This window comes from Streptomyces sp. NPDC042346 (assembly GCF_055581845.1).
The window spans coordinates 260442-285570 of sequence record NZ_JBVJEH010000004.1 but is presented as its reverse complement, the minus strand read 5'-3'; the positions used below and the strand labels follow the sequence as shown (position 1 = coordinate 285570).

The following is a 25129-nucleotide window of genomic DNA, read 5'->3' as shown; positions in this document are numbered from 1 at the left end:
CCAGACCGCGCGTCAGCCGTCCCCGCAGATCCGCAGCCCCTTCGGGGTGGAGCAGGGCAGATGGCCGTGGGTGAGGACGACGTCCTGGCCGCTGCCCCGGATCAGGTAGTTGAGGAAGCTTGAGGTCAGGGAGTCGGCCGGCGGCTGCCCCCAGGTGTAGGCGTACTCGATCTCCCGGTACGGGTAGGGGGACTCGCCGATCTCCTCGACTACGGGCCGGCGCCCGTCGATGGCCACCCGGTGCAGCCCCTTCAGGTCGCTGCCGCTGCGGAGTTCGGTGTAGCCGATGGCGCCGGGGAGCTTGGCGACGGCCGCCAGGACCTGTTCGGTGGAGTCGAGTTCGCAGCGGACCACCGCGGACGCGGGGTCGTCGATGCTCTCGCAGTTCAGGGAGGAGTTGGCGAGCTCGTTGCGGCCGAGGACCCGGCGCTGGAACACCTCCCTGGTACCGGAGTTGGCGTCCCTGCTGATGAGCCGGACGGGCTGGTGGAGGCTGGGGACCAGCTCGTTCCAGTCGGTGATCTCGCCCCGGTAGAGGCGGCGGATCTCGTCCAGGGTGAGGCTCTCGACGGGTATCCCGTCGTTGAGGACGAGGGTGAAGAGGGAGACCGCGACCATGCTCTCCCGCAGCTGCGGATAGCCGTTCGGCTTCCGCCCGTCGGAGAGGGCGACGACGGCGGGGGAGCCCTTGGCGGGCTGCGCCCCGGAGGCCTCCAGCTCCCGTATCCCGGCGGTCGAGCCGTGCGCGGTCACGTTGACCGTCGAGCCCGGGCAGTCCTTCTCGTACTTCTTCGCGAGCTCCCGCACGACCGGCGCGAACGCCGTCGAGCCGGTGACGGTGAGCGTGCCCCGGGCGCAGCCGATCGGCGGCGGGGTCTGCTCGCGGACGATGATCGCGGCGAGTGCGACGACACAGACGGTGAGGACGACGGTGACCGTCCGTGCGACCCGGCTGAAGACGGGCGGCTTGTCGTCGGGGGTCGTGCTGTGGTTGACGTGGACGTGCCCCTCGGCGATGTTGCCGTCGACCGAGACGGGATCGCCGATCGGGCCGCCGGTGAGCAGGACGAGCAGTTTGTAGTGGGCGCCGCGGTTGAGCGGGACCTTGGGCAGCAGGATCGTGGCGTCGCCCTCCGCCGGGCCCACCCAGCTGTCGGAGAAGTGGCTGAGCAGCCGGGGGTGGTCGGGAGCGGTCACGACGACCGCCTGCACCCGGCGGCGCTCGAACTGGACCGTGAGCCCGTGGTCGTCACCGTCCGTGTAGTGGTCGGCGCCGATCGACATGGCCCCGTCGTTCTCGATCCGGAGCAGGACGAGGGTGGCGTCCCGCAGGGCCGGGGTCGCGTTGAAGAACCCGCGCCGTACGGCCGCGCCGGGGCCGGTGGCCGCCCCGTTCGCGGCGGCGTTCCCGATGGTCGTGTCGAGCTGGACGCGGTAGCCGATCCGCCGCTGGTGCGGCACCCGTCGCTCGTACCAGACGGCACCGGTGGAGACGAGGACACCGAGGAGCGCGGTGCCCAGGGCGATGAGGTTCTCAGCGGTGAGCCAGTCCACCCGCGCGACGGTACGCACGTGTGTGCGGTTCGGTGGGTTGCGTAGCCCCCCGTCACCCGGAGTTCTCCCTTCCTTCAGGCGGGGACTCGCGGGCGGGTCAACAGGGGTTGCTGGGGGGTGGCGGGCGTGGGTGTAATGGCCACGAGGGGGCTTTCCGGCTGAGGAGTACCCCATGCGTGTCGTCGAAGTGACCGCCTACGGCGGACCCGAGGTCCTCAGAATGGCCCGCCGGCCCGTGCCGGAGGCCGGGGACGTCCCGGGAAGGGTGCGCGTGCGGCTCAAGGCCGCCGGTGTGAACCAGGCGGACCTGCGGATCCGGGCCGGCCTGTACGCCGACGCGGTCGGCGCGCTCAAGCCCCCCTTCGTCCTGGGGACGGACTTCGCGGGAAAGCTGCTCGATCCCGTGCCCGGGATGGCCGAAGGCACTCGTGTGGCCGGTTACGTCAACTGGTACGAGGAGCTGACCGGCGAGGGCACGTACGCCGAGGTCATCTGGGTCGATCCGGACTGGCTGGCGCCGATCCCGGACGACGTCGACTTCACCGTGGCCGCGTCCGTCCCGCTGGCCTCGGCCACCGCCCAGCAGGGCCTCGACCGGCTCGCCCTCCCGGCGGGGGCGACGCTGCTCGTGACCGGTGCGAGCACCGTGGTGGGCCGCTTCGCGCTCCAGTACGCCCATGCGGCCGGACTGCGGGTCGTGGCCATCGCCCACGAGGGTGACGAGAGCGAACTGAAGATCCTCGGCGCGGACCACGCCATCCCGCGCGGTGCGCCGGAGGACGTGGCCGCCAGGGTGATGGAGGCCGCCCCGGAGCGGGTGGACGGAATCTTCGACGGGGCGCTCTTCGGCGGTGTGGGGCTCCTTCCGCTGCTGAAGGACGACGGCGTCTTCGTCGCGATCGCTCCCGACCGGGTTCCGGCGGCCGAGCGGAACATCCGCGTCGAGGCCGTCCGGGCCCGCCCGGACGCCGCCCGGCTGAAGGAGACGCTGGAGAAGGTCGCGGCCCGCGAGCTGATCACCCGGGTGGCCGACGTCATGCCGCTGGAGGAGGTCGCCGAGGCCCACCGCCGCGCGGAGGCGGGCCACCGCCCGGGCCGCATCATCCTGATGATCTGACCGGTTCTGGCCGGTTCCGATCGGTCAACCTCGTCCACCCCGGGTGCCCCCGCCCGGGGTGGATGACGGATGCACCGGTACCTGGCGCGCGGGGGCTCGTTAGCCGGGGCATGAACTCTTCCCAGCGTGTCCTCACCGCCCTCGCCCTCGCCGCCTCCGCCATCGGCCTCGGAGCGGGCGCCGCCGCCGCGGCCGACCCCCTGGCGGGCGCGACCGGTCTGCTCGGCCCGGTCGCCGGCGCCAGCCAGTCCGACTCCCCCCTGGGCGCCGTCACGGACGCCGCGAACCCCGCCGCGCTCAGCACGGTCACCTCGGCCCTGCCCCTCTAGGGCACCCGCTCCTCCCGCTCTCTCCCCGGCCGGCTCCGGGGCGGCGATCCGCCGCCCCGGAGCCGTCCTTTTGGTCCGAAAACGTACGGCGTCCACAAGACGACCCAGGACCTGACCATCTGGTTCTCCACGGGGGGCGGCGGCTTCGACAAGTGGAACACCGGGGACGACGCCGCCGACGTCGCCGACATCATCGACGCCGACAACGACAACGACGGCATCTCCGACAGCCAGTGGACCGTTCTCAAGAACGGTCAGCTGATCTTCTTCGGGGACTTCTCGGGCTCGCAGGACGCGGACATCGTCGGCCGGGGCTGGAACACCTACAAGACGGTTCTCTCGCCCGGCAACATCGGCGGGGCCAAGGAAGCCGACCTGGTCGGTGTCGACAAGACCGGTGTGCTGTACAGCTACCTCACGTACCCGAACGGCACCACCACCACCCGCGTGCGCGTCGGCGGCGGCTGGAACGTGTACGACCAGATCGCCGGTCAGGGCGACCTGACCGGTGACGGCAAGCCCGACATCGTCGCCAAGGAGAAGTCCACCGGCTACCTGTACCTCTACAAGGGCACGGGCAACTGGAAGGCCCCCTTCAGCGGCCGTACGAAGATCGGCCAGGGCTGGAACGCGTACGACCGCCTCCTTTCGGTCGGCGACCTCAACCTCGACGGCAAGGCGGACCTCCTCGCCCGCAAGCCCAGCGGTGCGCTGATGCGCTACTACGGCACGGGCATCGCCACGTCCCCGTTCAAGGCGCCCACCCAGATCGGCACCGGCTACCAGGCGTACAACCTCCTGTAGCAGTACGGGCGTTGCTCGCCCCACGTCGGCCCCGGGCCTCGGATCTCCGAGCCCGGGGCCGCTTTGTATGCAACCGGAACCCCAACTGTCACAAGTTCTGGTCTAGACCTTGACAGGTCCAGACCAATCACGCTTCGCTGGGCCTTCCCCACCCGGACCCCACCCGGAAGGACAGCTCATGCTGCGAAGGCTGATCACTCTGATCGCCGCTCTCTGTACGGCCGTTGGACTCGCCGTACTCATCCCCTCCGCGACCGCCGGCGCGGCCCCCGCGTGCGTCGGCGCCTGGAACTCGGGCAGCGTCTACACCGGCGGCATGACCGCCTCGTACAACGGCCACAACTGGTTCGCGAAGTGGTGGACCCAGAACGAGCGCCCGGGCTCCTCCGACGTCTGGCGCGACGAGGGCGTCTGCGGCACGGGCGGCGGCGGCACGGACCCCGACCCCTCCGGATTCGTGGTCTCCGAGGCCCAGTTCAACCAGATGTTCCCGAGCCGGAACCCCTTCTACACGTACAAGGGCCTCACCGACGCCCTCAAGTCCTACCCCGGCTTCGCCAAGACCGGCAGTGACACGGTGAAGAAGCAGGAGGCCGCGGCCTTCCTCGCGAACGTCTCCCACGAGACGGGCGGGCTCTACTACATCGTCGAGCAGAACACCGCGAACTACCCGCACTACTGCGACGCGAACCAGCCCTACGGCTGCCCGGCCGGCCAGGCCGCGTACTACGGCCGCGGGCCGATCCAGCTCTCCTGGAACTTCAACTACAAGGCGGCGGGCGACGCCCTCGGCATCGACCTGCTCAACAACCCCTGGAAGGTCGAGCAGGATCCGGCCGTCGCCATGCAGACGGGCCTCTGGTACTGGAACACGCAGAACGGCCCCGGCACGATGACCGCCCACAACGCCATGGTCAACGGCGCGGGCTTCGGCCAGACCATCTGGGCGATCAACGGCAGCCTGGAGTGCAACGGCGGCAACCCGGCCCAGGTGCAGAGCCGGGTCACCAAGTACCAGCAGTTCACCCAGATCCTGGGCGTCCCCGCCGGGTCGAACCTGTCCTGCTAGTCAGTCCTGCCAGGCAACGAACACGGTCCAGGCGGCGGGCTCCACGACGAACGTGGGCCCGTCGCTGACCTTGGAGTCGCGGAGGTGGACGGCGTGGGCGCAGGTGGCGACTTCTACGCAGTTGCCACCGCTGTCGTCGCTGTACGACGACTTGCGCCAGTCGATGGCGACCTCGACGCAGTTGCCGCCACCGCCGTCGCTGTAGCTGGACTTGAACCAGTGCAGGGTGTCGTTCATCTCCGTACTCCCGCCAACTCCTCGATGAAGCCCAGCGACCTGCGCGGATCCAGGGCCTGTGCCCGGATCTTCGCATACCGCTGCATGTGCGTACTCACCTTCGCCCGGTCGGTGATCAGCAGGCTCTCCCCCTGGATCTCCAGGTAGGTCACGCGGTCGTGGGCCGGGGTCTCGACGATGTTCAGATCGCCTCGATCGCCCGAGTACTCGCCCCCTAGCCCCGCGTCCAGGGGCAGTACCTGAAGGTTCACGTTCCTCCTCCGTGCGCACTCCGCCAGGTACTCCAGCTGCTCCCGCATCACCTCCTCACTCCCGATCGGCCGCCGCAGCACCGACTCGTCGAGGATCAACTCGATCTCGCACACCGGCGTCCGGTCGAAGAGCGCCTTCCGGGCCATCCGGCCGACCACCAGCTCCTCGACCCGCTCCTGGGTGGGCTCCGGGTAGCTGCCCGCGATCAGTGCCCGCGCGTACGCCTCCGTCTGGAACAGGCCGTGCACGACGTGGTTCGCGTACAGCCACAGCGCCACCGCCTTCTGCTCGATCGGCGCGTAGCCGCGGAACTGTTCCGGCAGTTTCTCCAGGCGTACGAGCTCCCGCATCGCCTCGAAGATGCCCGTTCCGCCGCCGAGTACGCGTTCGAGGAGGACCAGCATCTCGTCGCTCACCGGGTGGAGCAGTCGTTCCATCGCGCTGATGGCCGCTCCGCTGTAGCCCATCTGGGCGCCCAGCTGTTCCTGTGTCAGGCCCTTCTTCACCCGCATTCTCTTCGCCACCGCCGCCGCCATCCGCGCTGCGGGTCCTACCGATTCCTTGTTCTCTTCTCGCGCCATCGCGATCCCCATCCGAACTCAACCGGTCTCAACCGGTCTCAACTGCTCCCCGCCGAATTCGACTGCCCACGAGGTGCGTTGGTGCAGGTCAAGGGGTTGCCGACGCGCCCTCCGCAGTCGTGGAAAACGCTAGCGCCGGCGCGGGAACATGTCCTCGTGAATGCAGAGAATCGGGAAGTAAACGCGGATTGGATTCCCAGTTCCGGATTCCAACTCCGCAAGGCCGGAGTGCAATTCGACGCCGTTCGCGTCGACGGTGCGGAGGGGCGACGGCTCGCGGACTGGATAGGAGTACTGACGGGCGGCGACCCGGGCCCGGTCGTCATCGAGGCGAACGGGCGGCAGGGGGTCTACTTCCTGGTGCCGCCGGGGTCGACGGGCCACCGGTCGTGGCCGCGCGGGGTGACGCGGTTCAACGCGGCGCCGACCCGGGTGAGTTACGTACCCGTGCCCGCGTTGACGGGGCGGACCTGGCCGCTCGCGTGGCGGTTCCCGCCGACGGGGCCGGACAGATTCGTGCACACGCTGCTCCTGCGGAGCGCCGTGACGGAGCTGTTCGCCGATCCGTACGCGTACGCGGACCCGTACACGACCGGTGCTCGGGAGCAGTGAAATTTTATTCTCGGCGGGAGGCGGCGGTATGCGGTTATTGTGCCGCCGTGACCGACTGGAACAGCATCGAAGCCGCTGATTACGCGATACCCGACGCCGCTGACCTGGAAGAACTGACAGCAGGGCTGTCCCGCGCGCTCGCGGATCCCGATCCGGGGATCCGCGACGGGGCGGCGTACTCCGTCCTCGCGACCTGGATCGAGCGCGGGGTGATCGACGGGCCCCGGAGGCTGGCCCTCGGCGACGAGATGGCGGCCCGCTTCGGCGACCCGGAGATCCAGGCCCGTACGTTCGCCCCGCTCGTGCTCGACATGCTGGTGGGCGAGGGGGAGTTGAGGCCGGAGTGGGTGGAGGCGTTCGCGCGCTGGTATCCGGCGGAGGAGGACCTGCGGGGGTACGACGAGAAGCTCGGGTGGCTCCACGCGGTCGCGCACGGGGCGGACCTCCTCGGCGTGCTCGGGCGGCACGCCGAGGTGGACCCGGTGCGGATGCTGGACGTCGCCGCCGCGCGGCTGACGGCGCCGACCACGTACGTGTGGAACCAGTTGGAGGACGACCGGCTGGCGCGGGCGATCGCCCGGGTCCTGACCCGCCCGGACCTGAGCGAGCAGGAGGCGACGGCCTGGCTCGACGTGATCGCCGCCGAGTTCGGGGCGGACACCATCGGCGTCCCGGTCACCGCCCACCTCTCCAACTGCCTGCGCACGCTCCGCATGCTGTACGTCCTCGCGGACCGGGGCGTCCGGATGGCCCGCGACGGCGACCCCCAGCCGCTCCACCACGGCCCGGCGATCAAGGCCCGCCTGGCCGAGGTCCTCGACCGCATCGTCAGGCGCTGATCGGACGCGCTACGTGGGCGATTGCGTGCATGCACATGTGCATGCAACCATGGTGTGCATGGTTGCACTGCAGATTCGTGACGTGCCCGAGGACCTGCGTGACCGGCTGGCGGCCATAGCGGGTGAGCGAGGCCAGTCGTTGCAGGCGTACCTCTTCGACGTGCTGAGCGACGAAGTGCGGCGCAGGGACAACCTGGCCGTGCTTGAGGGATTCTCCGCAGGGCGGTACGGGTCGCGGCTCGACACCGCCGATGTGCTGGACGCCCTGCAGGGCGGGCGTATGGAGCGCGACATCGTCCTCGGCGTGCCGGAGGGCGACGAGTGATCGTCGTCGACGCTTCGGTCTTCGCGTTCTCGCTGCTCGACGAAGGCGCCATCGGTGACCGCTGCAGGGCGGCCCTCTCCGCCGACAGCAGGTGGATCGCGCCGGAGCACTGGACGATCGAGGTGCTGTCGGTGATCCGGGGCAATCTGCTCGGCGGGAAGATCTCGAAGGCGCATGCGGAGGACGCCGTCGCCGCCCTCGCGAAGCTGGAGCCCGTCGTTCCGCTGTCGCGCGTCCTCCTGCCCCGCGTGTGGGAGCTGCGGGGGAACCTCACCGCCTACGACGCCGCCTACGTCGCCGCGGCGGAGGTGTACGGCTGCGCGCTGGTCACCGCGGACGGACGCCTGGCCCGCGCCTCCGGTATCCGCTGCCCGGTGGACGTGATCGGCCGCTGAACGGCAGCGCCTAGTCAGCCGCCCCAGGAGCTTCGTACCGCGCGCTGACCGCGTCCAGCGCCCCCGAGAGCCGTTCCAGGACCCGTACCGTCTCGTCGAAGGCCTCCTGGCCGCCCAGTTCGTGTGCGAGCAGGGCGGCCAGTTCCGCGTGGCCCGGTTCGATGCGGGCGATCGCCGCCCGGCCCGCCTCCGTGGGGGTGAGGAGCTTGGCGCGGCGGTGGGCCGGGTTCGGCTCGTAGGCCGCGAGGCCCTCCCGTACGAGCAGGTCGGCGATCCGCTGGACGCTCTGGCGGGTGATGCCCATGACGCGGGCGATCCCGGCGACCGGCAGCGGCTCGGGCAGGACCGCGCCGAGGACCTGCCACCAGGCGGCGGTCAGGCCCGCCGGCTCGGCCAGCTTCTCCGAGACGGCGAGGAACTGGCCGTTGAGGCGGAACACGCCCAGGGCCGTACGGGACAGGGCGTCCTGCTCGCGGCGGCTCACGAGTTCAGCTCGACGAAGGCCGCCGGGTCGGAGTCGTGGAAGAGGCGGTACCAGGCGTCCCGCTTGCCCTCGTACGCGCCGAGCCGGGCGAAGATCTCCCGCGCGAACGCGACCGGCTCCGTCGGGCCCGCCGTGATCAGGTCCCCGTCCGTCACCGCGTCCGCGTCGACGTAGTGGTCACCGCCCTTGTAGCCGGTGGCGGCGAGGTAGAACGAGACGGCGCTCGTGTGCGAGCGGTCGTCGAGCAGACCCTCCTTGGCCAGGCCCGCCGTGGCGCCGCAGATCGCGGCGACCGGCACGCCCGCGTCGAGGAAGCCCCGGGCCGCGGCCGTGAAGGGGGCGAGCTCGTCGCCCTCGTCGTACTTCTCGGCGCCGGGAAGGATCAGCAGAGCGCTGTCCTCGGGGCGGAGGTCGGCGAGCGCGAGGTCGGGGACGATCCGGATCCCGGCGATCGTGGTGACGGGCTCCCCGGCGACCGGGCCGACGGTGCGGACCGTGTAGCCGGCGCGGGCGAGCCAGGCCGTGGCGTGGCCCGTCTCCCAATCGGCGAGGGTGTCGTAGACGGCGAGATGAACGGTCGTGGTGTCGCTCTCGATTCCCATGACAGAAGACTGTCATGATGACAGTTTGCTGTCAACAAAGGGGGAGGAGGCGGCGCGGCAGAGCAAGGTGTCGCGTCCCGCCCGGTCTCGGTGGACAAGATGGCCATGGCCCGCCCCACCTGCGATTCCTTACCCTCGACGCCATGACCCCTCATGTCGCCGCACCCGATCCCCAGGCCGGCGCGGCCGTCAAGGCCGCCGACCGCGCGCACGTCTTCCACTCCTGGTCCGCCCAGGGTCTGATCGACCCGCTCGCCGTCGCCGGCGCCGAGGGCTCGTACTTCTGGGACTACGACGGAAACCGCTACCTCGACTTCACCAGCGGTCTCGTCTACACGAACATCGGCTACCAGCACCCGAAGGTCGTCGCCGCGATCCAGGAGCAGGCCGGGAAGCTCACCACCTTCGCGCCCGCCTTCGCCGTCGACGTCCGCTCCGAGGCCGCACGCCTCATCGCCGAGCGCACCCCGGGCGACCTGGACAAGATCTTCTTCACCAACGGCGGCGCCGAGGCCGTCGAGAACGCCGTCCGCATGGCCCGGCTGCACACCGGCCGTACGAAGGTGCTCTCCGCCTACCGCTCGTACCACGGCGCCACCTCCACCGCGATCAACCTGACCGGCGACCCGCGCCGCTGGCCCTCCGACACCGCCTCCGCCGGTGTCGTGCACTTCTGGGCGCCGTTCCTCTACCGCTCGCCCTTCTACTCCACCACCGAGGCGGAGGAGAGCGCACGGGCCCTCCAGCACCTGGAGGACACGATCGCCTTCGAGGGTCCCGCGACCGTCGCCGCGATCATCCTGGAGACCGTGCCCGGCACCGCCGGCATCATGACCCCGCCGCCCGGCTACCTCGCCGGCGTCCGCGAGATCTGCGACAAGTACGGCATCGTCTTCATCCTCGACGAGGTCATGGCGGGCTTCGGCCGCACCGGCAAGTGGTTCGCCGCCGACCACTACGACATCGTGCCCGACCTGATGACCTTCGCGAAGGGCGTGAACTCCGGTTACGTGCCCCTCGGCGGCGTCGCCATCAACGCCGAGATCGCCGCGACCTTCGACAAGCGCGCCTACCCGGGCGGTCTGACCTACTCCGGTCACCCGCTGGCCTGCGCCGCCGCCGTCGCCACCATCCAGGTGATGGAGGACGAGAAGGTCGTCCAGCACGCCGCCCACCTCGGCGAGAACGTCCTCGGCCCCGGCCTGCGCGAGCTCGCCGAGCGCCACCCGTCCGTCGGCGACGTCCGCGGCATGGGCGTCTTCTGGGCGCTGGAGCTGGTGAAGAACCGCGAGACGCGCGAGCCGCTCGTCCCGTACAACGCCGCCGGCGAGGCCGCCGCGCCGATGGCCGCCGTGGGCGCCGCGGCGAAGAAGAACGGCCTGTGGCCCTTCATCAACATGAACCGCACGCACGCCGTCCCCGCCTGCAACGCCTCCGAGGCGGAGGTCAAGGAAGGCCTGGCGGCCCTGGACGCGGCGCTGTCCGTGGCCGACGAGTACACCGCGTGACCGCCTGATCGCCCGGCCGCGACAGCGGCCTACGGGGAGGTTCCCTCCGTCTGGACTAGGGTGTCCGAAGCCGGACGGAGGGGACCGACCACATGCCCGCGAGCGGAGCTGTCACCCGCAACACCTTGCGACAGCAGATCGCGGACGCGCTCCGTGACGAAGTGCTCGCGGGCCGTCTCCAGCCGGGCCAGGAATTCACGGTCAAACAGATCGCCGAGCAGTACGGGGTGTCCGCGACGCCCGTACGGGAAGCGCTCGTCGACCTCTGCGCGCAGGGCCTCCTCGACTCCGACCAGCACCGCGGCTTCCGCGTCCACCAGTACTCGGTCGACGACTACCGGCGGATCGTCGAGGCCCGGATGCTCGTCGTCGACGGCATCTTCCGCCGCCACGCGCCCGCCGCCCTGCCCCCGCGCCCCCCGTCCGCCGACCCCGACCTCGGGGTGGGCGTCGCGCTCGTCTCCATCCGGCGCCGGGGCGAGGCCGCGGCCCGCGCCGCCCGCGCCGGGGACCTGGACGTCCTCATCGGCTACGACATCCGCTACTGGCGCGAGCTGGCCCGCCTGGTCGCCGCCAACGACTACATCGCCGACTTCCTGCACCGGCTCCGCGTCCAGGCCTGGGTCTTCTCCGTGCCCTATCTGCGCTCCGAGCGGGAGATGCACGGCTGGCTGTGGAGCGGCCACGTCGACCTGGTGGACGCGGTCACGCGCGGCGACGCGGAGGCGGCCGTCGCGGTCGTACGGGACTACAACACGCACTCGCTGGAGTGGGCTGACCGCCTGGACAGCCGCACGCGCTGACGGGGACGGGCGCGGGGCCGTCGGGGCGATCCCCGGTGTGGGGGCCGGGTTGAGGCGGGGCCTCCCGGGGCAGTTCCTCAGCGGGTGGGCGTCGTCGGCCGTGCCGACTACCCTGGCCGTCCCTGCAACTGACGGAGAGCGAGCCTCCCTTGGCCTGTGACCTGTGGCTGGTCCCCCTTGTCGACCTGCTGTGCCACAGCCCCGACAACCCCTTCGCCGAAGAGATAGCGGCCTACGACGCCGTGCTGAGCGCGGCCGGCCTGCCGACCGTGCCCGTCTACGCGTACATGCCGGGGCTCTCCGGCGACGTCGCCCCGATCGCGGGCTTCGACTACGAGGCCCTGCACTTCCTGCGCCGCGCGTACCTCCTCCAGGTGTGCGGGCTGCCGGTCGAGCCGGTCGGCGAGCTCGGTGGCGACTACGAACAGCTCCTGGAGATGTTCGAGGCGACCGCGCAGCAGTCACACCTGGTCTGGCACTACGACCACGCCGGCGCCTACGTGCCCGTCGACTTCCCGGCGCCGCTCTCCAGCGACGAGCTCCTGGAGGGAGGCGGCCCGCTCGGCTCCTCGTACGGGCTGCTGCGGGAGCTCGAATTCGTGGCGCCCGCGATCGGGATCAACCCGATGAACCCGCCGGCGACCCCGGTGCCGCCGGAGCGGCCGACCTCCCTGGAGGAGCCGGCCGGACCGATCCCGTACGACGACAGTCCCTTCGCGCGGGAGCGCCACGTGTGGCTGGGCCTGCACGCGGCGGCGACCCGGAGCCTGGCCCAGGGCTCGATGATCATCCTCAGCTGAGCCGTGGTGCCACCCGCCCCCGGACAGGCCCTAGCGGGCCTCCGGGGGCCGCTGGCGCGGCATGTTCGGGCGGGTGCCCGGCGGCAGGGGGAAGCGGCCCGACGGGTGGGAGCTCTCCGGGCGCGCGGGCGTCACGCCCGCCGACTGGAGCATCAGCGGCGCCGGGCCCGAGCGGAACTCGACCATCCAGTCCGCGGTCTCCGCCCGTACGAGCTCGGTCACGTCCTCCGAGAAGCGGCGCAGCACGCCCAGACATCGCTCGGCGGCCTCGCTGGCGGTGCCCTCCGTGGGCCCCAGGACCTCCCGGACGCTCTCCGAGGCCCAGTCGAACTGGAGGGCCTGGAGACGGCGCTGCACGGCCTGTGCCGTCGCCACGTCCCGCATCCAGCCGGACGTCAGCCCGAAGTACCGGTCGCAGGCCAGGCAGGCCGCGGCGAGCAGCAGCGACAGATAGCCCCAGCCGGCCGCGCCCTCCGCCACCCCGGTCACGTCGAGCAGCGGCAGCGCGGCGCCCACGATCACGCCGGCGGCGGTGCCCACCCGCAGGATCCGGGCGCTGCGGCGCTTCCAGACGCGGTCGGAGAGGTACCACTCCGCCGTGCGCAGGGCATGGGACTCGACCCAGCGGTACAGCTCGTCGAGCCGCTCGGCGGGCTCGCCCCAGTCGCCCAGGGGGAACGGCGTGCCGGAGAGATCGCGGTCCCGCCGCTCAGTGTCTTCCCCGTTCTCCCCGTTCTCCCCGTTCCCCCCGGACTGACCCGACGGCTGCATGTCCGGCTGCTGGCTCACCGGGGGACTCCTCTGTTCAGCTCAGCGCGCGTGTCCTTCTGTGACGTGCGGTGCACGTGGTGCCTGCCCTTCCTACCGCCGAATGGTGGGCGGCGGGCCCGGAATCCCGGGTATTCCGCCCACAAGAGGGTGTTGATCAGGTAGAGAAGCCCGCAGTTTCTCACCCGAAAGAGTGATGGAGGCAGGGCGGGCGGCGAGCACGTAGGCTCGGGTTTACCCGACATACGGACGTACCGAACCTCAGGAGTGACCGTGATTCCCGGTGGTGGCCAGCCCAACATGCAGCAGCTTCTCCAGCAGGCCCAGAAGATGCAGCAGGACCTCGCCCGCGCCCAGGAGGAGCTGGCCGCGACGGAGGTCGAGGGCCAGGCGGGCGGTGGCCTGGTCAGGGCGACCGTCACCGGCTCCGGCGAGCTGCGCGGCCTCGTGATCGACCCCAAGGCGGTCGACCCGGAGGACACGGAGACGCTCGCCGACCTGGTGGTGGCCGCCGTGCACGCCGCCAACGAGAACGCGCAGCAGCTCCAGCAGGCCAAGCTGGGCCCGCTGGCACAGGGCCTCGGCGGCATGCCGGGACTGGGCTTCTGACCCGTACGCCTTCAAAGGTGTACTTCCAGCCACTACCGTAAGAATCAAGCACCTCTGAGAAGGGCGTTCCGTTGTACGAAGGCGTGGTTCAGGACCTCATCGACGAACTGGGCAGGCTGCCCGGCGTCGGTCCCAAGAGCGCGCAGCGGATCGCCTTCCACATCCTCCAGGCGGAGCCCACCGACGTACGACGGCTGGCGCACGCCCTCCTGGAGGTCAAGGAGAAGGTCAGGTTCTGCGCGGTCTGCGGCAACGTGGCACAGCAGGAGCACTGCAACATCTGCCGGGACCCGCGGCGCGACCTGACCGTCATCTGCGTGGTCGAGGAGCCGAAGGACGTCGTGGCGATCGAGCGGACGCGCGAGTTCCGGGGGCGGTACCACGTCCTCGGCGGCGCGATCAGCCCGATCGAGGGCGTCGGCCCCGACGACCTGCGGATCCGCGAGCTCCTGGCACGGCTCGCGGACGGCACGGTCACCGAGCTGATCCTCGCGACCGACCCGAACCTGGAGGGCGAGGCCACCGCGACGTACCTCGCGCGGATGATCAAGCCCATGGGGCTGAGGGTGACCCGCCTCGCCAGCGGTCTCCCCGTCGGCGGCGACCTGGAGTACGCCGACGAGGTGACCCTCGGCCGTGCCTTCGAGGGACGGAGGCTGCTAGATGTATGACGACAGGGCCGGCGCGCTCTCAGGGAGGCTCCTCGATGTCTGACGCCACACTGCACTCCGTCACCCAGGACCCGGACGACTTCGCGGTCCAGATCTCCGATTCGATCGAGAGCTTCATCGTCGCGACCACCGAGGTCGCCAAGGGCGACGAGCCGGACAGCGCGGTGCCCTTCCTGCTCCTGGAGATCTCCCAGCTGCTGCTCACGGGCGGCCGGCTCGGCGCACACGAGGACATCGTCCCGGACGAGCGGTACGAGCCGGACACGGGTCCGGAGCCGGACGTCGACGACCTGCGTGAGCGGTTCGCCGTGATGCTGGACCCGGTGGACGTCTTCTCCGAGGTCTTCGACCCGTACGAGCCGCGCAAGGCCCCGGTCCCGGCCCGGATCTCCGACAACCTCGCCGACATCGTCACCGACCTCCGCCACGGCCTCGCCCACTACCGCGCGGGCCGCACCAGCGAGGCGCTGTGGTGGTGGCAGTTCTCGTACTTCTCCAACTGGGGCCCCACCGCCTCGGCCACCCTCCGCGCCCTCCAGTCCCTCGTCGCCCACGTCCGCCTCGACCAGCCCCTGGCCGAGCTGGACGGCCTCGACACGGACGAGGACCTGGCGGAGGAGGAACTCGCGGAGGAGGCGGGGCGCGTGATGCTGGAGGAGATCGCGGCGCCGCTGGGCCTGCGGTCGCTCAGGAAGTAGCGGACCGCCAGGACCTGTCCGGCGGATCATGGCCGGGGTCGGGCCGACCCCTGTCATCATGGGCCGATGGCAGGGACGGCAGACGCCTCGGGCGACCGGTCGGTCGCGGCGGGCGGGGACATCGGGTGGGTGCACACCGGCGACCGCGTGACCGTGCTGCCGACCGAGGCGCTCACTCTCTCCACGGCCCGACTGGTCCATCTCCCCGAGCGCACCCAGCTGTTCGTGGGCCGAGCCCGCGAACTGGCCCTGCTGGACGAGGGTTCGGACCTCCAGGTCATCTGCGGACTCGGCGGCATCGGGAAGTCGACGCTCGCGGCGCGGTGGGCCGCGGGCCGGACCACCGACCACGCGGTCGTCTGGTGGATCACGGCCGAGACGCCCGCCGAACTCGACGCGGGCCTCGCCGACCTGGCACGGGCCATGCAGCCGGGCGTCGTGGGCGTCCTGCCCGAAGACGCCCTGCGCGAAAGGGCGTTGCAGTGGCTGGCCACCCACGACGACTGGCTCCTCGTCCTCGACAACGTCTCCGCCCCCGCCGACCTGCGCCCCTTGCTGGCGCGCGTCGGGAACGGCCGGATCGTCGTCACCTCGCGACGGGCTAGCGGCTGGCAGGACGTCGGGCGGGCGGTGGTCCTGGACGTTCTGGGGCCGGGGGAGGCGGCGGAGCTCTTCACGGGTGTGTGCGACGCCGATGCCGCCGACGGACTCGACGCGCTCTGCCTGGAGTTGGGCTACCTGCCGCTCGCGCTGAAGCAGGCGGCCGCGTACTGCGCGGAGGCGGGGATCACGCCCCGGGCGTACCTGGACCTGCTGGCCGCGTACCCGGCGGAGATGTTCGCGGCGACGGCGGAGGGCGGCGAGGCGGGCCGGACCGTCGCCCGGGTCTGGCAGGTGACCCTGGACCGACTCCGGGACACCCCGCTGGCCGGAAGGATCCTGGGCGTCCTCGCCTGGTGGGCCCCGGAGGGCATCCCGCGACGGCTGCTGGACCCCCTGGGGACGCCCCTGGAGGTGACGGAGGCCGTACGACGGCTGCACGCGCACAGCATGATCGCGCTGGACGGCGTCGAGATCGGGGTGCACCGCGTGGTGCAGGCGGTCGTGCGCGCGGGTGACGGGGGCGAAGGGCGGGTGAAGGCAGGGGAGTTGCTCGTGGGCGTGGTGCACGGGGAGCCGCCCGTGGAGGAGATCCGGGCGAACCCGCGTGCGTGGCAGTCGGTCGTGGCCCAGGTCGAGGCACTCGCGCGGTACACGGAACCGGACGACGACACCGGGGAGTGGGTCACGCTCTTCGAATGGGCTGGACTGGTACTCGGGATGGCCGCCGCGGAGCGCACGGTCCTGCTCCTCACCCGGGCGCTGAACGGCCACGTACGGCTGAACGGGGCGGAGGCCGATCGGGCCCTGGGGGCGTTGCGCAGCCTGACTGTGGTGATACAGAGCGCCTACGGCTATCCGGACCTGCCTGAGGAGTTCCTCGCGATCCACATTCATGCGTACGGTCCTGACGATCCCCGCACGATCGAAGCCCGCGCGACGCTGGCAGGGGCCCTCCTCGGGTCCTCCCGGGGCCGCGCCGAGGAGCTGCTGCGGGAGAACGTGGACCGAGCGGTCCGGTCTCTCGGGGAGGATGCCCGGGAGACCTTGAGCGCGCGATGTGACCTGATTGCCGCAGGATTCGATCGCGGGGTCGCGGCCGCCGATCTCGAACTGCTCCACGCCCGTGCCAGGGACCTCCTGCCGGAGGGCGACGGCCTTGTCCGGATCATCGAGATCACCCTGATCTCGGCCCTCCTGGACACGGGCCGGACGGAACGGGCTCTCGCGCTCAGCCAGGCGGCGGCCGAGGACGCGCGGGTCCGGTTCGGCGCCACGCATCCGGACGCCCTCATCAGCGGTATCCGCCACGCAACCGCTCTGGGTGCAGCGGGTGAGGTCGATCGCGCTCGGGAGATGGCGCGAGAGATGCTTTCCGACCTGCAAGCCAGCCTGGATGAAGGCTTGTTCACCCATATCCTCCGGCAAATCGCCGAAGGGCAGGTGTCGTCGGGCGACTGAGTCCCGCATCATGACTCCATGGCTGCCACCACCCCGTCAAAGGCCCTCCTCTGGAGCGGAGTCGGCGTCTCCGGAGTCGGTGTCGTCGCCCTCCTCCTCGTCGCCGTCGCCGACCTCGGCAAGGCCGACCAGATCGCCAGCGTCGCCGGAGCGGTGCTCGCCCTCGTCGGCATCGGGCTGTCCCTGTGGGCGCAGTTCGGGAACAGGGGCCAGGCCCCCGTAGAGGGCGCCGTGGAGGCCTCCGGTGCTCGGTCGGTCGCCGCCGGCGGGAGCGTCGGGGCCGTCGTCACCGGTGACGGGGTGCAGGCGCCGGTCGCGCCGCCCGCCATGCCGGCCGGCGGCGGGCCCACCGTGTCGGGCCCCGTCACCGCCTCCGGTGACCGGTCGGTCGCGGCAGGCGGCGACATCGGGTCCGTGTCGACCGGCGACGCGTGAGCGAGGGCGTCTCCGCGTCCGGGGAGCGGGCCGTCGCGGCCGGTGGGGACATCGGGTGGGTGCACACCGGCGACCGGGTGACCGAGCTGCCGCCGGAGGCCCTCGGGCCGGTGGTCTGCCCGCCCGGACTCGTCCATGTGCCCCGCAAGGCCGCCCACTTCGTCGGGCGCGGCGAGGAGGGCGACCTGCTCGACCGGGAGGCCGGGACGGTCGTCGTCTGCGGCCTCGGCGGGGTCGGGAAGTCCTCGCTCGCCGCCCGCTGGGCCCTCCGGCAGGCGGACCGCCGCAACCCCGTCTGGTGGATCACCGCCGAGAGCCGCGCCGACGTGGACGCCGGGCTCGCGGCCCTCGCCGCCGCGATGCAGCCCGCGCTGATCGACGTACTCCCTCAGGAAGCCCTGCGCGAGCGGGCGTTGCAGTGGCTGTCGGCGCACGACGGCTGGCTGCTCGTCCTCGACAACGTCACCGATCCCGGGGACGTGGAGGGCCTGTTGGCCAGGACCGGCGGCCGGGGGCGGGTCGTCGTCACGAGCCGGACGACGGACGCCTGGTACGGGATCGGGCGCGTCCTCGCCCTGCCCGTCCTGCCGGCCGCCGACGCCGTCGAACTGTTCACCCGCGTCGCCACCCACGCGGGCCCCCGCGACACCACCGGCGCCGAGCTGCTCTGCGAGACCCTCGGGCAGCTGCCGCTGGCGGTGGAGATCGCCGCCGCGTACTGCGGCCGCACGGCCACGCCCCCGCGTACCTACCTGGCGGAGCTCGGTGACCGGCCCGGGGACGCGGAGGAGGCCGTCGCCCGGACCCTGCGCGTCACGCTCGACCGGCTCGCCGCATCGGATCCGCGGGCCGGGGAGCTCCTGCGGCTGCTGGCCTGGTTCGGTCCGGACCGGATCCCCGCCCTGCTCCTGCCGACGGGCGCGCGTCAGGCGCTGGGGGAGCTGGCCGCGCACAGCATGGTGACGCTCCACGAGGACGGGTCGGTGTCGGTGCACCGGCTGGTGCAGGCGGTGGTGCGGCGGCCGGACCCCGGGGACCCGCATCGTGAGCCGGAGCTGATCGCACAGGCCTGGCTGGCGGCCGAGACGGCGCTCGGGGACGCCGCGCCGCGGGACGTCCCGAACCCGGCCAACTGGGAGACGTACCGCGGGCTGATGCCGCACGTCGAGGCGTATCTGCGGTACGCCGATCCGGCGTACGACGGCGAGGGGCTGCTCGGGGCGTTGGTCCCGGTCGGCACGTATCTCGTGCTCAGCGGGCTGCCCGAGGCGGCGTTCGGCGTGTTCGAGCGGGCGGTGGCCGGCAGCGAGCGGCTGTACGGACCGGACCATCCGTTCACCCTGACGGCGCACGGCGCGCTGCTCACGGTCTCCGGCGCGGCGGGAAGCCGGGAAGAGCTGATCGAGCGGGTGGCCGAGGTGGAGGGGGCCATGACCGAGGTGCTCGGGGCCGACGACAGGGCCACGCTCCTGGCGCGGAGGCTCCTCGCGCAGGTTCACCGGCGGGCAGGGCGGGTCGACGAGGCGATCGCTCGGCAGGAGGCCCTGGTGGCGGACCTGATCCGGGTCGTGGGCGCGGGCCACCAGGAGACGCTGGGGGCGTTGGTCGAACTCGCCGGGAGCTACGAGGCCGCGAACCGGACCTCCGAAGCCGTCGCGACGTGCTCGTACGCGGTGGCCGAGCTGGGGGCGCTCTTCGGCGAGGACGGTGTGGAGACCCTGGAGGCGCGGGTCCTCCTGGCCGGGCTGCGCGCGATCGACGGGGCGGCCGACGAGGCCCTGGCCGAGTACCGGGAGCTGCTGCCCGTCCTCGTACGCGTCCTCGGGGAGCACCACCCCTCCACGCTCCTCGTGTCGAACGGTCTCGCGGAGCTGCCTGAGTGATCACTCTCTGAGCGGCGCGTCTCACCATCCGATATCACGGTGGCGTTTCCGGGGCGCTCGTTAGACTGAGCCGATCGCAGCGCCGGCTGCGGCACACACTGAGCGAGGAGCGCACGTGGGCCTTGTCGTGCAGAAGTACGGAGGCTCCTCCGTTGCCGATGCCGAGGGCATCAAGCGCGTCGCCAAGCGGATCGTGGATGCCAAGAAGAACGGCCACCAGGTGGTCGTCGTGGTTTCCGCGATGGGCGACACGACGGACGAGTTGATCGATCTCGCCGAGCAGGTATCCCCGATCCCTGCCGGACGTGAGTTCGACATGCTGCTGACCGCCGGAGAGCGGATCTCCATGGCCCTGCTGGCCATGGCGATCAAAAACCTGGGCCACGAGGCCCAGTCGTTCACGGGCAGCCAGGCGGGTGTCATCACCGACTCGGTCCACAACAAAGCGCGCATCATCGATGTCACGCCGGGCCGGATCCGCACCGCCCTCGACGAGGGCAACATCGCCATCGTCGCCGGCTTCCAGGGTGTCAGCCAGGACAAGAAGGACATCACCACGCTCGGTCGTGGCGGTTCCGACACCACGGCCGTGGCGCTCGCCGCCGCGCTCGACGCCGAGGTCTGCGAGATCTACACCGACGTCGACGGTGTGTTCACGGCCGACCCGCGCGTCGTGAAGAAGGCGAAGAAGATCGACTGGATCTCCTTCGAGGACATGCTGGAGCTCGCCGCCTCCGGCTCCAAGGTGCTGCTGCACCGGTGCGTCGAGTACGCGCGTCGCTACAACATCCCGATCCACGTCCGCTCGTCCTTCTCGGGGCTGCAGGGCACGTGGGTCAGCAACGAGCCGCAAGGGGACCGCAAGGTGGAGCAGGCCATCATCTCGGGCGTCGCCCACGACACCTCCGAGGCGAAGATCACCGTCGTCGGCGTGCCGGACAAGCCGGGCGAGGCCGCGGCCATCTTCCGCGCCGTCGCGGACGCCGAGATCAACATCGACATGATCGTGCAGAACGTGTCCGCCGCCTCCACCGGTCTGACGGACATCTCCTTCACCCTCCCCAAGGCCGAGGGCCGCAAGGCCATCGACGCCCTGGAGAAGGCGAAGGGCTCGATCGGCTTCGACTCGCTGCGCTACGACGACCAGATCGGCAAGATCTCCCTGGTCGGCGCCGGTATGAAGACCAACCCGGGCGTCACCGCGGACTTCTTCAAGGCGCTCTCCGACGCGGGCGTGAACATCGAGCTCATCTCGACCTCCGAGATCCGCATCTCGGTCGTCACCCGCGCCGACGACGTCAACGAGGCCGTACGCGCCGTCCACTCCGCCTTCGGTCTGGACAGCGACTCGGACGAGGCCGTCGTCTATGGAGGCACCGGCCGATGACGTCGAAGCCGACGCTCGCGGTCGTCGGTGCGACCGGAGCCGTCGGCTCGGTGATGCTCCAGATGCTCACGCACCACGCGGACGTCTGGGGCGAGATACGCCTGCTCGACTCCCCGGGGCGGACGGGCCGGAAGGCCTCCGTCCGCGGGGAGGAGTGCGAGGTCCTCGCGCTCGACGAGGACTCCGAGGAGTCCTTGGACGGCGTCGACCTGGCGCTCTTCCTCGTGCCCGAGGAGGTCGCGGCCCGGTGGGCGCCCGTCGCCGTCGCCAAGGGCGCGGTCGTCGTGGACACCTCCGCGGCCTTCCGTAGCGACCCGGACGTGCCGCTCGTCGTCCCCGAGGTCAATGCGCACGCGGCGCGCGTACGCCCCCGGGGCATCGTCGCGAGCCCCGGCTGCACCACGCTCGCGCTGATCGCCGCCGTGGGCGCCCTGCACGCCGAGTTCGGCGTCGCCGAACTGGTCGTCACCGCCCAGCAGGCGGCGAGCGGCGCCGGTGCCGGGCAGGCGGGCGTCGACGCGCTCCGCGCGCAGCTGGGCCTGGTGGCCGGCGCCGGCGAACTGGGCACGCAGCCCGGCGACGTACGGCGGACCGTCGGCGAGAACAACGGCCCCTTCCCCGGCCCCCTCGCGCTCAACGTCCTGCCCTGGTCGGGCACGGCGGGCGAGGACGGCGCATCCTCGGAGGAGGAGCGCGTCCGGGACGAGACCCGCAGGATCCTCGGCCTTCCCGGGCTGCGGATCGCCGCCACCTGTCTGCGCGTGCCCGTCGTGAGCGGCCACTCCGTCTCCGTCCACGCGCGTTTCGAACACCCCGTCACCGTCGGGCGGGCGCACGAGGTCCTGGCGACGTCGCCGGGGGTCGTGCTGTACGACGATCCCGAGGCGGGCGACTTCCCCACCCCGGCCGACGTCGTCGGTACCGATCCCGCGTGGGTCGGGCGGGTGCGGCGATCGATGGACGACGAGCGCGCGCTGGACTTCTTCGTCTGCGCCGACAACCTCCGCAAGGGTGCCGCGCTGAACGCGCTGCAGATCGCGGAATCGGTTGTCACGGATTTGTAGGATCTGTGAAGGTGCTGTGAGCAAAAAGGCGTCAGATACCTCTTGAACTGCGGTGATGCCGTGTTCGACGATGCTCTTCCCCTGCATTGCAACCACGAGTTGGGTGGGGCGCGTCTCTGCGTTCACTCACCACCGTGTGGCGCGGAACACGCTGCGGAAGCGGGGCATCGGGGGAGAACGGTTACGCATGAGGACATACGGGTCACCGTCGATTTCGGTGGCGTACGCGTACAACCCTGGCGGGGGGAGGCGTGTCCAACAGGCGTGGCAGAGGTACTCGACATCGCGACCATCGCTCCGCTGCGCGGCGCGGGCACAGCGGTGCTCCCCGTGCGGAGCGCCGCCGTCATACCCGTACGCGGCTCCGCGGTCCGCCCGTTCGGACGTCCGCGCGGCACCGGCGGACTCGGCGGGATGCCGGTGATCGCCCCCGTGCCCACCGGATCCCGCATGAGAGCGGTGGACGGCATCCCGTCCCCCCGCACGAGCGCTGAAGGGGCCATGGCCGCCGGCACCACCGTCGACCACCTGACCGAGACCTACCGCGCCCACTACAGGTCACTGCTCGGCCTCGCGGCGCTCCTCCTCGACGACACGGCCTCCTGCGAGGACGTCGTCCAAGAGGCGTTCATCCGCGTCCACTCGGCCCGCAAGCGGGTGCGCGAACCCGAGAAGACGCTCGCCTACCTGCGGCAGACCGTCGTGAACCTCTCGCGGTCCGCGCTGCGCCGGCGCATCCTCGGCCTCAAGCTGCTGTCCAAGCCGATGCCGGACATGGCCAGCGCGGAGGAGGGGGCGTACGACCAACTGGAGCGCGACGACCTCATCAAGGCGATGAAGGGGCTCCAGCGGCGGCAGCGCGAGGTGCTCGTCCTGCGGTACTTCGCGGACATGACGGAGGCCCAGGTCGCCGAGACGCTCGGGATATCGCTGGGTTCGGTGAAGGCGTACGGTTCGCGGGGCATCGCGGCGCTGCGTGTCGCGATGGAGGCGAACGCATGAGCCACGAGAAGGACGAGCCCCGTGCCGAGGGCGACGCCGGCGCCGAGCGCGACGCCGCCCGTGCCGAGCGCGACGCCGCCCGTGCCGAGGACGATGCCGCCCGTGCCGAGCGTGACGCCCGTGCCGAGGGCGACGCCCGTGATGAACGTGACGACCTGAGTGGACGACGGATGCTGAACATCGAGCCCGATTCCGAGCCCGATTCCGAGCCGGGTGCGGAGCCGGGGTCCGAGGCCGGTGTCGAGCCGGAGTCCGCGGTCGGTCACGAGGTCGGGCCGGAAGCGGGCGGTCTCGGTGACGAGCTCGCGCTGCGTCGGCTGCTCCATGGCGCGGTGGCGGGCCTGGAGCCCACCACCGGCTCGCTGGACCACCTGCGCCGTGCCGTGCCCGCGCGGCGCGCCCGCAAGCGGCAGGCCGTCGTCGGCGCCGCCGCGGCCGCCGTCCTCATCGGGACGGCCGTACCCGCCTTCGTGCACGTCGCGAACTCGGGCGGGATCACCGCCGCCAACCCCGTGAACGCCGGCCACGGCGAGGACGCCCAGGGCGGCACCGGGGCCGAGACGGGCGTCGAGGGCGGCAAGACCTCCGCGTCCCCGGCGACCGCGGTGTCCCCCAGCCAGGGCGCCGTCGACGGCGCCACGGGCAAGCCGCAGCAGCCGGGGTCCGGCGGGAGCGCCACGGGGCCGCAGGTCTCGCAGGACCCGGTGCCCGGCGACTCGCCGAAGTGCGAGGCCGGCCAGCTCGGCGTCAGCGCGACCCAGACGGGCGGACCCGACGGCTCGGGGAGCGTGTACGGCACGTTCCGCGTCGCCAACGTCTCCGGGAAGAGCTGCGTCGTGGACGGCAGCGGCATCGTCAGCTTCGAGGCCAGGGGCGCCGCCGACCCCGGCCGGATCTCGGTCGTCCGGCACACCGCCGGGGACGGCAGCGGGCTGCCCGATCCCGCGCAGGAGGCGCCCGTGCTCCTCCTGAAGCCCCAGGGCTCCTACGAGGTCAGGTTCGCCTGGATGCCGAGCTCGACGTGCCCGACGACCGGGGGGACCCCGACGACGGAGCCGACTCCGACGACGGCGCCCCCGACCGCGCCGCCGACCGAGCCGACTCCGACGACGGCGCCCCCGACCGAGCCGACGACGACGCCCCCGACGACGACGCCCCCGACCACCAAGGACCCCGACACGGGTACGGGGACGGGCCCCGGCGGGGACACCGGAGCCGGCACGGACGCGGAGGGCGGCGCGGCGCCCCAGCTGCTCCGCGCGGACGGCCGGCCGGCCGACGGCAGCGTCTCGGTCAGCCACACCGCGGAGCCCGGCGGCCCCGTCGCCGTGGCGACCGTCCCGAACGCCTGCGCGGGCACGATCTACCGCACCGGCATCCTCGCCGGCCCCTGAGCCGACGGAGAAGGGCCCTGGCGGACATCTACGGTCCGCCAGGGCCCTTTCCCATGGGTGCTTCTACAGGCCCAGCGCCTCGTCCCGGGAGGCCTCCGCCTCGCGGCGCACGAGGCGGAACCACATGAAGAGCACGAAGCCGGCGAAGACGAACCACTCCGCCGTGTAGCCGAGGTTCTGGAAGGCCTTCACGTCCAGGCTCGTCCCCGCGGCGGCCGCCGCCGGGACCGGCGTGAGACCGGCGGGGGAGTCGGCGAGGGTGATCCAGGCGTCGTAGACGTCGTCGGTGACCACGTTCACCAGGGCCGCGGCGCTGATCATGCCGAGCTGGCCCTCGGGCAGGCCGCCCGCCGTGCGGACGCCCTTCGTCCCCGGGTTCTCCGAGGCCTGGAGCGCACCGACCACCGAGACCTCGCCCGAGGGCGGCGCCGGGGCCTTCGCGCCCGCGGGGAGCCAGCCCCGGACCACCGGGAGCGACCGGCCGCCGTCCGTCTTCAGCAGCGTCAGGACGTACGAACCGGTCCGGCCGTCCAGATCGCGCTCCGGCACGAGGAACTGCTCCCCGAACGTGCCGCGCGCCTCGGCGGACCGCCCCGAGGTCTCCTGGTCCACCGGCAGGAGCGTGGCCAGCGGCTCCGCCTTCAGCGAGCTCGCCGCGGGCCGCTGCTCGGCCTCCCGGTGCGAGTCGACGCGATCCTCGAACTTGCCCAGCTGCCAGGTCCCCATGAACACGCAGAACGGGATCGCCAGCAGGACGAAGACGTTGATCCCCCACCAGCGGGGCGTTGTCAGGAACCGGTACACACCCCCACGGTACGCAAGCGCGCCCGGCTCCCCGACGGCCGG

The 25129-nt window shown here is 71.7% G+C and carries 28 protein-coding genes; 21 read left to right on the top strand and 7 right to left on the bottom strand.

Annotated features, from left to right (window positions below; genetic code table 11):
* Window positions 1-12 precede the first annotated feature (12 nt).
* On the bottom strand, window positions 13-1554 hold the full coding sequence (locus tag ACZ6K0_RS19185) for a PstS family phosphate ABC transporter substrate-binding protein (RefSeq protein ID WP_376407121.1): 1542 nt from the start codon (window positions 1552-1554) through the stop codon (window positions 13-15).
* Between the two features lie 172 nt (window positions 1555-1726).
* Here ACZ6K0_RS19185 and ACZ6K0_RS19180 point away from each other — a divergent pair, with 172 nt between their 5' ends.
* From ACZ6K0_RS19180 to ACZ6K0_RS19165, 4 genes are all read left to right on the top strand, one after another.
* Entirely contained in the window at window positions 1727-2671 is a 945-nt protein-coding gene (locus tag ACZ6K0_RS19180; protein WP_376407119.1) for an NADP-dependent oxidoreductase, read from the top strand.
* Between the two features lie 110 nt (window positions 2672-2781).
* The gene (locus ACZ6K0_RS19175; protein ID WP_376407117.1) at window positions 2782-3000 is read left to right on the top strand and encodes a hypothetical protein; all 219 of its coding nucleotides are present in this window, start codon (window positions 2782-2784) and stop codon (window positions 2998-3000) included.
* Window positions 3001-3399: 399 nt separating this feature from the next.
* Window positions 3400-3804 carry an FG-GAP repeat domain-containing protein gene (locus ACZ6K0_RS19170; protein ID WP_376407115.1) on the top strand — a complete coding sequence of 135 codons (405 nt, stop codon included), beginning with the start codon at window positions 3400-3402 and terminating at the stop codon, window positions 3802-3804.
* A gap of 178 nt (window positions 3805-3982) precedes the next feature.
* A complete protein-coding gene (locus ACZ6K0_RS19165; RefSeq protein ID WP_469230981.1) occupies window positions 3983-4873 on the top strand; it encodes a glycoside hydrolase family 19 protein in 891 nt (296 codons plus the stop codon).
* On the opposite strand, the gene ACZ6K0_RS19160 is transcribed toward ACZ6K0_RS19165, so the two are convergent.
* Both ACZ6K0_RS19160 and ACZ6K0_RS19155 read right to left on the bottom strand, forming a co-directional pair.
* The gene (locus ACZ6K0_RS19160) at window positions 4874-5110 is read right to left on the bottom strand and encodes a DUF397 domain-containing protein (protein ID WP_469230979.1); all 237 of its coding nucleotides are present in this window, start codon (window positions 5108-5110) and stop codon (window positions 4874-4876) included.
* Complete coding sequence (locus ACZ6K0_RS19155; protein WP_469230977.1) at window positions 5107-5943, bottom strand: helix-turn-helix domain-containing protein; 837 nt, start codon at window positions 5941-5943, stop codon at window positions 5107-5109. The genes ACZ6K0_RS19160 and ACZ6K0_RS19155 overlap by 4 nt, the downstream gene beginning before the upstream one ends.
* 156 nt (window positions 5944-6099) lie before the next feature.
* Here ACZ6K0_RS19155 and ACZ6K0_RS19150 point away from each other — a divergent pair, with 156 nt between their 5' ends.
* From ACZ6K0_RS19150 to ACZ6K0_RS19135, 4 genes are read left to right on the top strand one after another with little or no spacing between them, the layout of a single operon-like run.
* Complete coding sequence (locus ACZ6K0_RS19150) at window positions 6100-6555, top strand: hypothetical protein (RefSeq protein WP_376407107.1); 456 nt, start codon at window positions 6100-6102, stop codon at window positions 6553-6555.
* 47 nt (window positions 6556-6602) lie between these two features.
* The gene (locus ACZ6K0_RS19145; protein ID WP_469230974.1) at window positions 6603-7394 is read left to right on the top strand and encodes a DUF2785 domain-containing protein; all 792 of its coding nucleotides are present in this window, start codon (window positions 6603-6605) and stop codon (window positions 7392-7394) included.
* A 58-nt stretch (window positions 7395-7452) separates the two neighbouring features.
* Complete coding sequence (locus ACZ6K0_RS19140) at window positions 7453-7719, top strand: hypothetical protein (RefSeq protein ID WP_376407103.1); 267 nt, start codon at window positions 7453-7455, stop codon at window positions 7717-7719.
* Window positions 7716-8114, top strand: coding sequence for a type II toxin-antitoxin system VapC family toxin (locus tag ACZ6K0_RS19135; protein ID WP_376407101.1), 399 nt, complete (start codon window positions 7716-7718; stop codon window positions 8112-8114). Before ACZ6K0_RS19140 ends, ACZ6K0_RS19135 begins: the two co-directional genes overlap by 4 nt.
* 10 nt (window positions 8115-8124) lie before the next feature.
* Here the strand turns inward: ACZ6K0_RS19135 and ACZ6K0_RS19130 are convergent, their stop codons facing one another.
* Both ACZ6K0_RS19130 and ACZ6K0_RS19125 read right to left on the bottom strand, forming a co-directional pair.
* Complete coding sequence (locus ACZ6K0_RS19130) at window positions 8125-8598, bottom strand: MarR family winged helix-turn-helix transcriptional regulator (protein ID WP_469230972.1); 474 nt, start codon at window positions 8596-8598, stop codon at window positions 8125-8127.
* Window positions 8595-9200: a DJ-1/PfpI family protein gene (locus ACZ6K0_RS19125; RefSeq protein ID WP_376407097.1), complete on the bottom strand. Its 606-nt coding sequence runs from the start codon at window positions 9198-9200 to the stop codon at window positions 8595-8597. Before ACZ6K0_RS19125 ends, ACZ6K0_RS19130 begins: the two co-directional genes overlap by 4 nt.
* 143 nt (window positions 9201-9343) lie before the next feature.
* Between ACZ6K0_RS19125 and ACZ6K0_RS19120 the strand changes: the two genes are divergently transcribed.
* From ACZ6K0_RS19120 to ACZ6K0_RS19110, 3 genes are all read left to right on the top strand, one after another.
* Window positions 9344-10708, top strand: coding sequence for an aminotransferase class III-fold pyridoxal phosphate-dependent enzyme (locus ACZ6K0_RS19120; RefSeq protein ID WP_469230970.1), 1365 nt, complete (start codon window positions 9344-9346; stop codon window positions 10706-10708).
* 92 nt (window positions 10709-10800) lie between these two features.
* Window positions 10801-11511 carry a GntR family transcriptional regulator gene (locus ACZ6K0_RS19115; RefSeq protein WP_469230968.1) on the top strand — a complete coding sequence of 237 codons (711 nt, stop codon included), beginning with the start codon at window positions 10801-10803 and terminating at the stop codon, window positions 11509-11511.
* Between the two features lie 149 nt (window positions 11512-11660).
* The gene (locus tag ACZ6K0_RS19110) at window positions 11661-12311 is read left to right on the top strand and encodes a hypothetical protein (protein WP_376407091.1); all 651 of its coding nucleotides are present in this window, start codon (window positions 11661-11663) and stop codon (window positions 12309-12311) included.
* Window positions 12312-12341: 30 nt separating this feature from the next.
* Here the strand turns inward: ACZ6K0_RS19110 and ACZ6K0_RS19105 are convergent, their stop codons facing one another.
* On the bottom strand, window positions 12342-13082 hold the full coding sequence (locus tag ACZ6K0_RS19105; protein ID WP_469231482.1) for an SLATT domain-containing protein: 741 nt from the start codon (window positions 13080-13082) through the stop codon (window positions 12342-12344).
* Between the two features lie 270 nt (window positions 13083-13352).
* Here ACZ6K0_RS19105 and ACZ6K0_RS19100 point away from each other — a divergent pair, with 270 nt between their 5' ends.
* The 10 genes from ACZ6K0_RS19100 to ACZ6K0_RS19055 all read left to right on the top strand — a co-directional run bounded on the left by ACZ6K0_RS19100 (window position 13353) and on the right by ACZ6K0_RS19055 (window position 24283).
* Window positions 13353-13688, top strand: coding sequence for a YbaB/EbfC family nucleoid-associated protein (locus ACZ6K0_RS19100; protein ID WP_376407089.1), 336 nt, complete (start codon window positions 13353-13355; stop codon window positions 13686-13688).
* Between the two features lie 71 nt (window positions 13689-13759).
* Entirely contained in the window at window positions 13760-14359 is a 600-nt protein-coding gene (gene recR, locus ACZ6K0_RS19095; protein ID WP_376407087.1) for a recombination mediator RecR, read from the top strand.
* A gap of 35 nt (window positions 14360-14394) precedes the next feature.
* The gene (locus tag ACZ6K0_RS19090) at window positions 14395-15057 is read left to right on the top strand and encodes a DUF5063 domain-containing protein (protein ID WP_469230966.1); all 663 of its coding nucleotides are present in this window, start codon (window positions 14395-14397) and stop codon (window positions 15055-15057) included.
* Window positions 15058-15123: 66 nt separating this feature from the next.
* Window positions 15124-17118: a tetratricopeptide repeat protein gene (locus tag ACZ6K0_RS19085; protein WP_469230964.1), complete on the top strand. Its 1995-nt coding sequence runs from the start codon at window positions 15124-15126 to the stop codon at window positions 17116-17118.
* Window positions 17119-17136: 18 nt separating this feature from the next.
* Window positions 17137-17553, top strand: coding sequence for a hypothetical protein (locus ACZ6K0_RS19080; RefSeq protein ID WP_469230962.1), 417 nt, complete (start codon window positions 17137-17139; stop codon window positions 17551-17553).
* Complete coding sequence (locus ACZ6K0_RS19075) at window positions 17550-19436, top strand: tetratricopeptide repeat protein (RefSeq protein WP_469230960.1); 1887 nt, start codon at window positions 17550-17552, stop codon at window positions 19434-19436. Before ACZ6K0_RS19080 ends, ACZ6K0_RS19075 begins: the two co-directional genes overlap by 4 nt.
* A gap of 115 nt (window positions 19437-19551) precedes the next feature.
* The gene (locus tag ACZ6K0_RS19070) at window positions 19552-20823 is read left to right on the top strand and encodes an aspartate kinase (RefSeq protein ID WP_376407077.1); all 1272 of its coding nucleotides are present in this window, start codon (window positions 19552-19554) and stop codon (window positions 20821-20823) included.
* Window positions 20820-21887 carry an aspartate-semialdehyde dehydrogenase gene (locus ACZ6K0_RS19065; RefSeq protein WP_376407075.1) on the top strand — a complete coding sequence of 356 codons (1068 nt, stop codon included), beginning with the start codon at window positions 20820-20822 and terminating at the stop codon, window positions 21885-21887. The genes ACZ6K0_RS19070 and ACZ6K0_RS19065 overlap by 4 nt, the downstream gene beginning before the upstream one ends.
* Before the next feature lie 264 nt (window positions 21888-22151).
* A complete protein-coding gene (locus ACZ6K0_RS19060; RefSeq protein WP_376407073.1) occupies window positions 22152-22889 on the top strand; it encodes a SigE family RNA polymerase sigma factor in 738 nt (245 codons plus the stop codon).
* On the top strand, window positions 22886-24283 hold the full coding sequence (locus tag ACZ6K0_RS19055; RefSeq protein ID WP_469230958.1) for a hypothetical protein: 1398 nt from the start codon (window positions 22886-22888) through the stop codon (window positions 24281-24283). Before ACZ6K0_RS19060 ends, ACZ6K0_RS19055 begins: the two co-directional genes overlap by 4 nt.
* Window positions 24284-24346: 63 nt before the next feature.
* On the opposite strand, the gene ACZ6K0_RS19050 is transcribed toward ACZ6K0_RS19055, so the two are convergent.
* Window positions 24347-25087 carry an SURF1 family protein gene (locus ACZ6K0_RS19050; protein ID WP_376407069.1) on the bottom strand — a complete coding sequence of 247 codons (741 nt, stop codon included), beginning with the start codon at window positions 25085-25087 and terminating at the stop codon, window positions 24347-24349.
* Window positions 25088-25129: the final 42 nt, after the last annotated feature.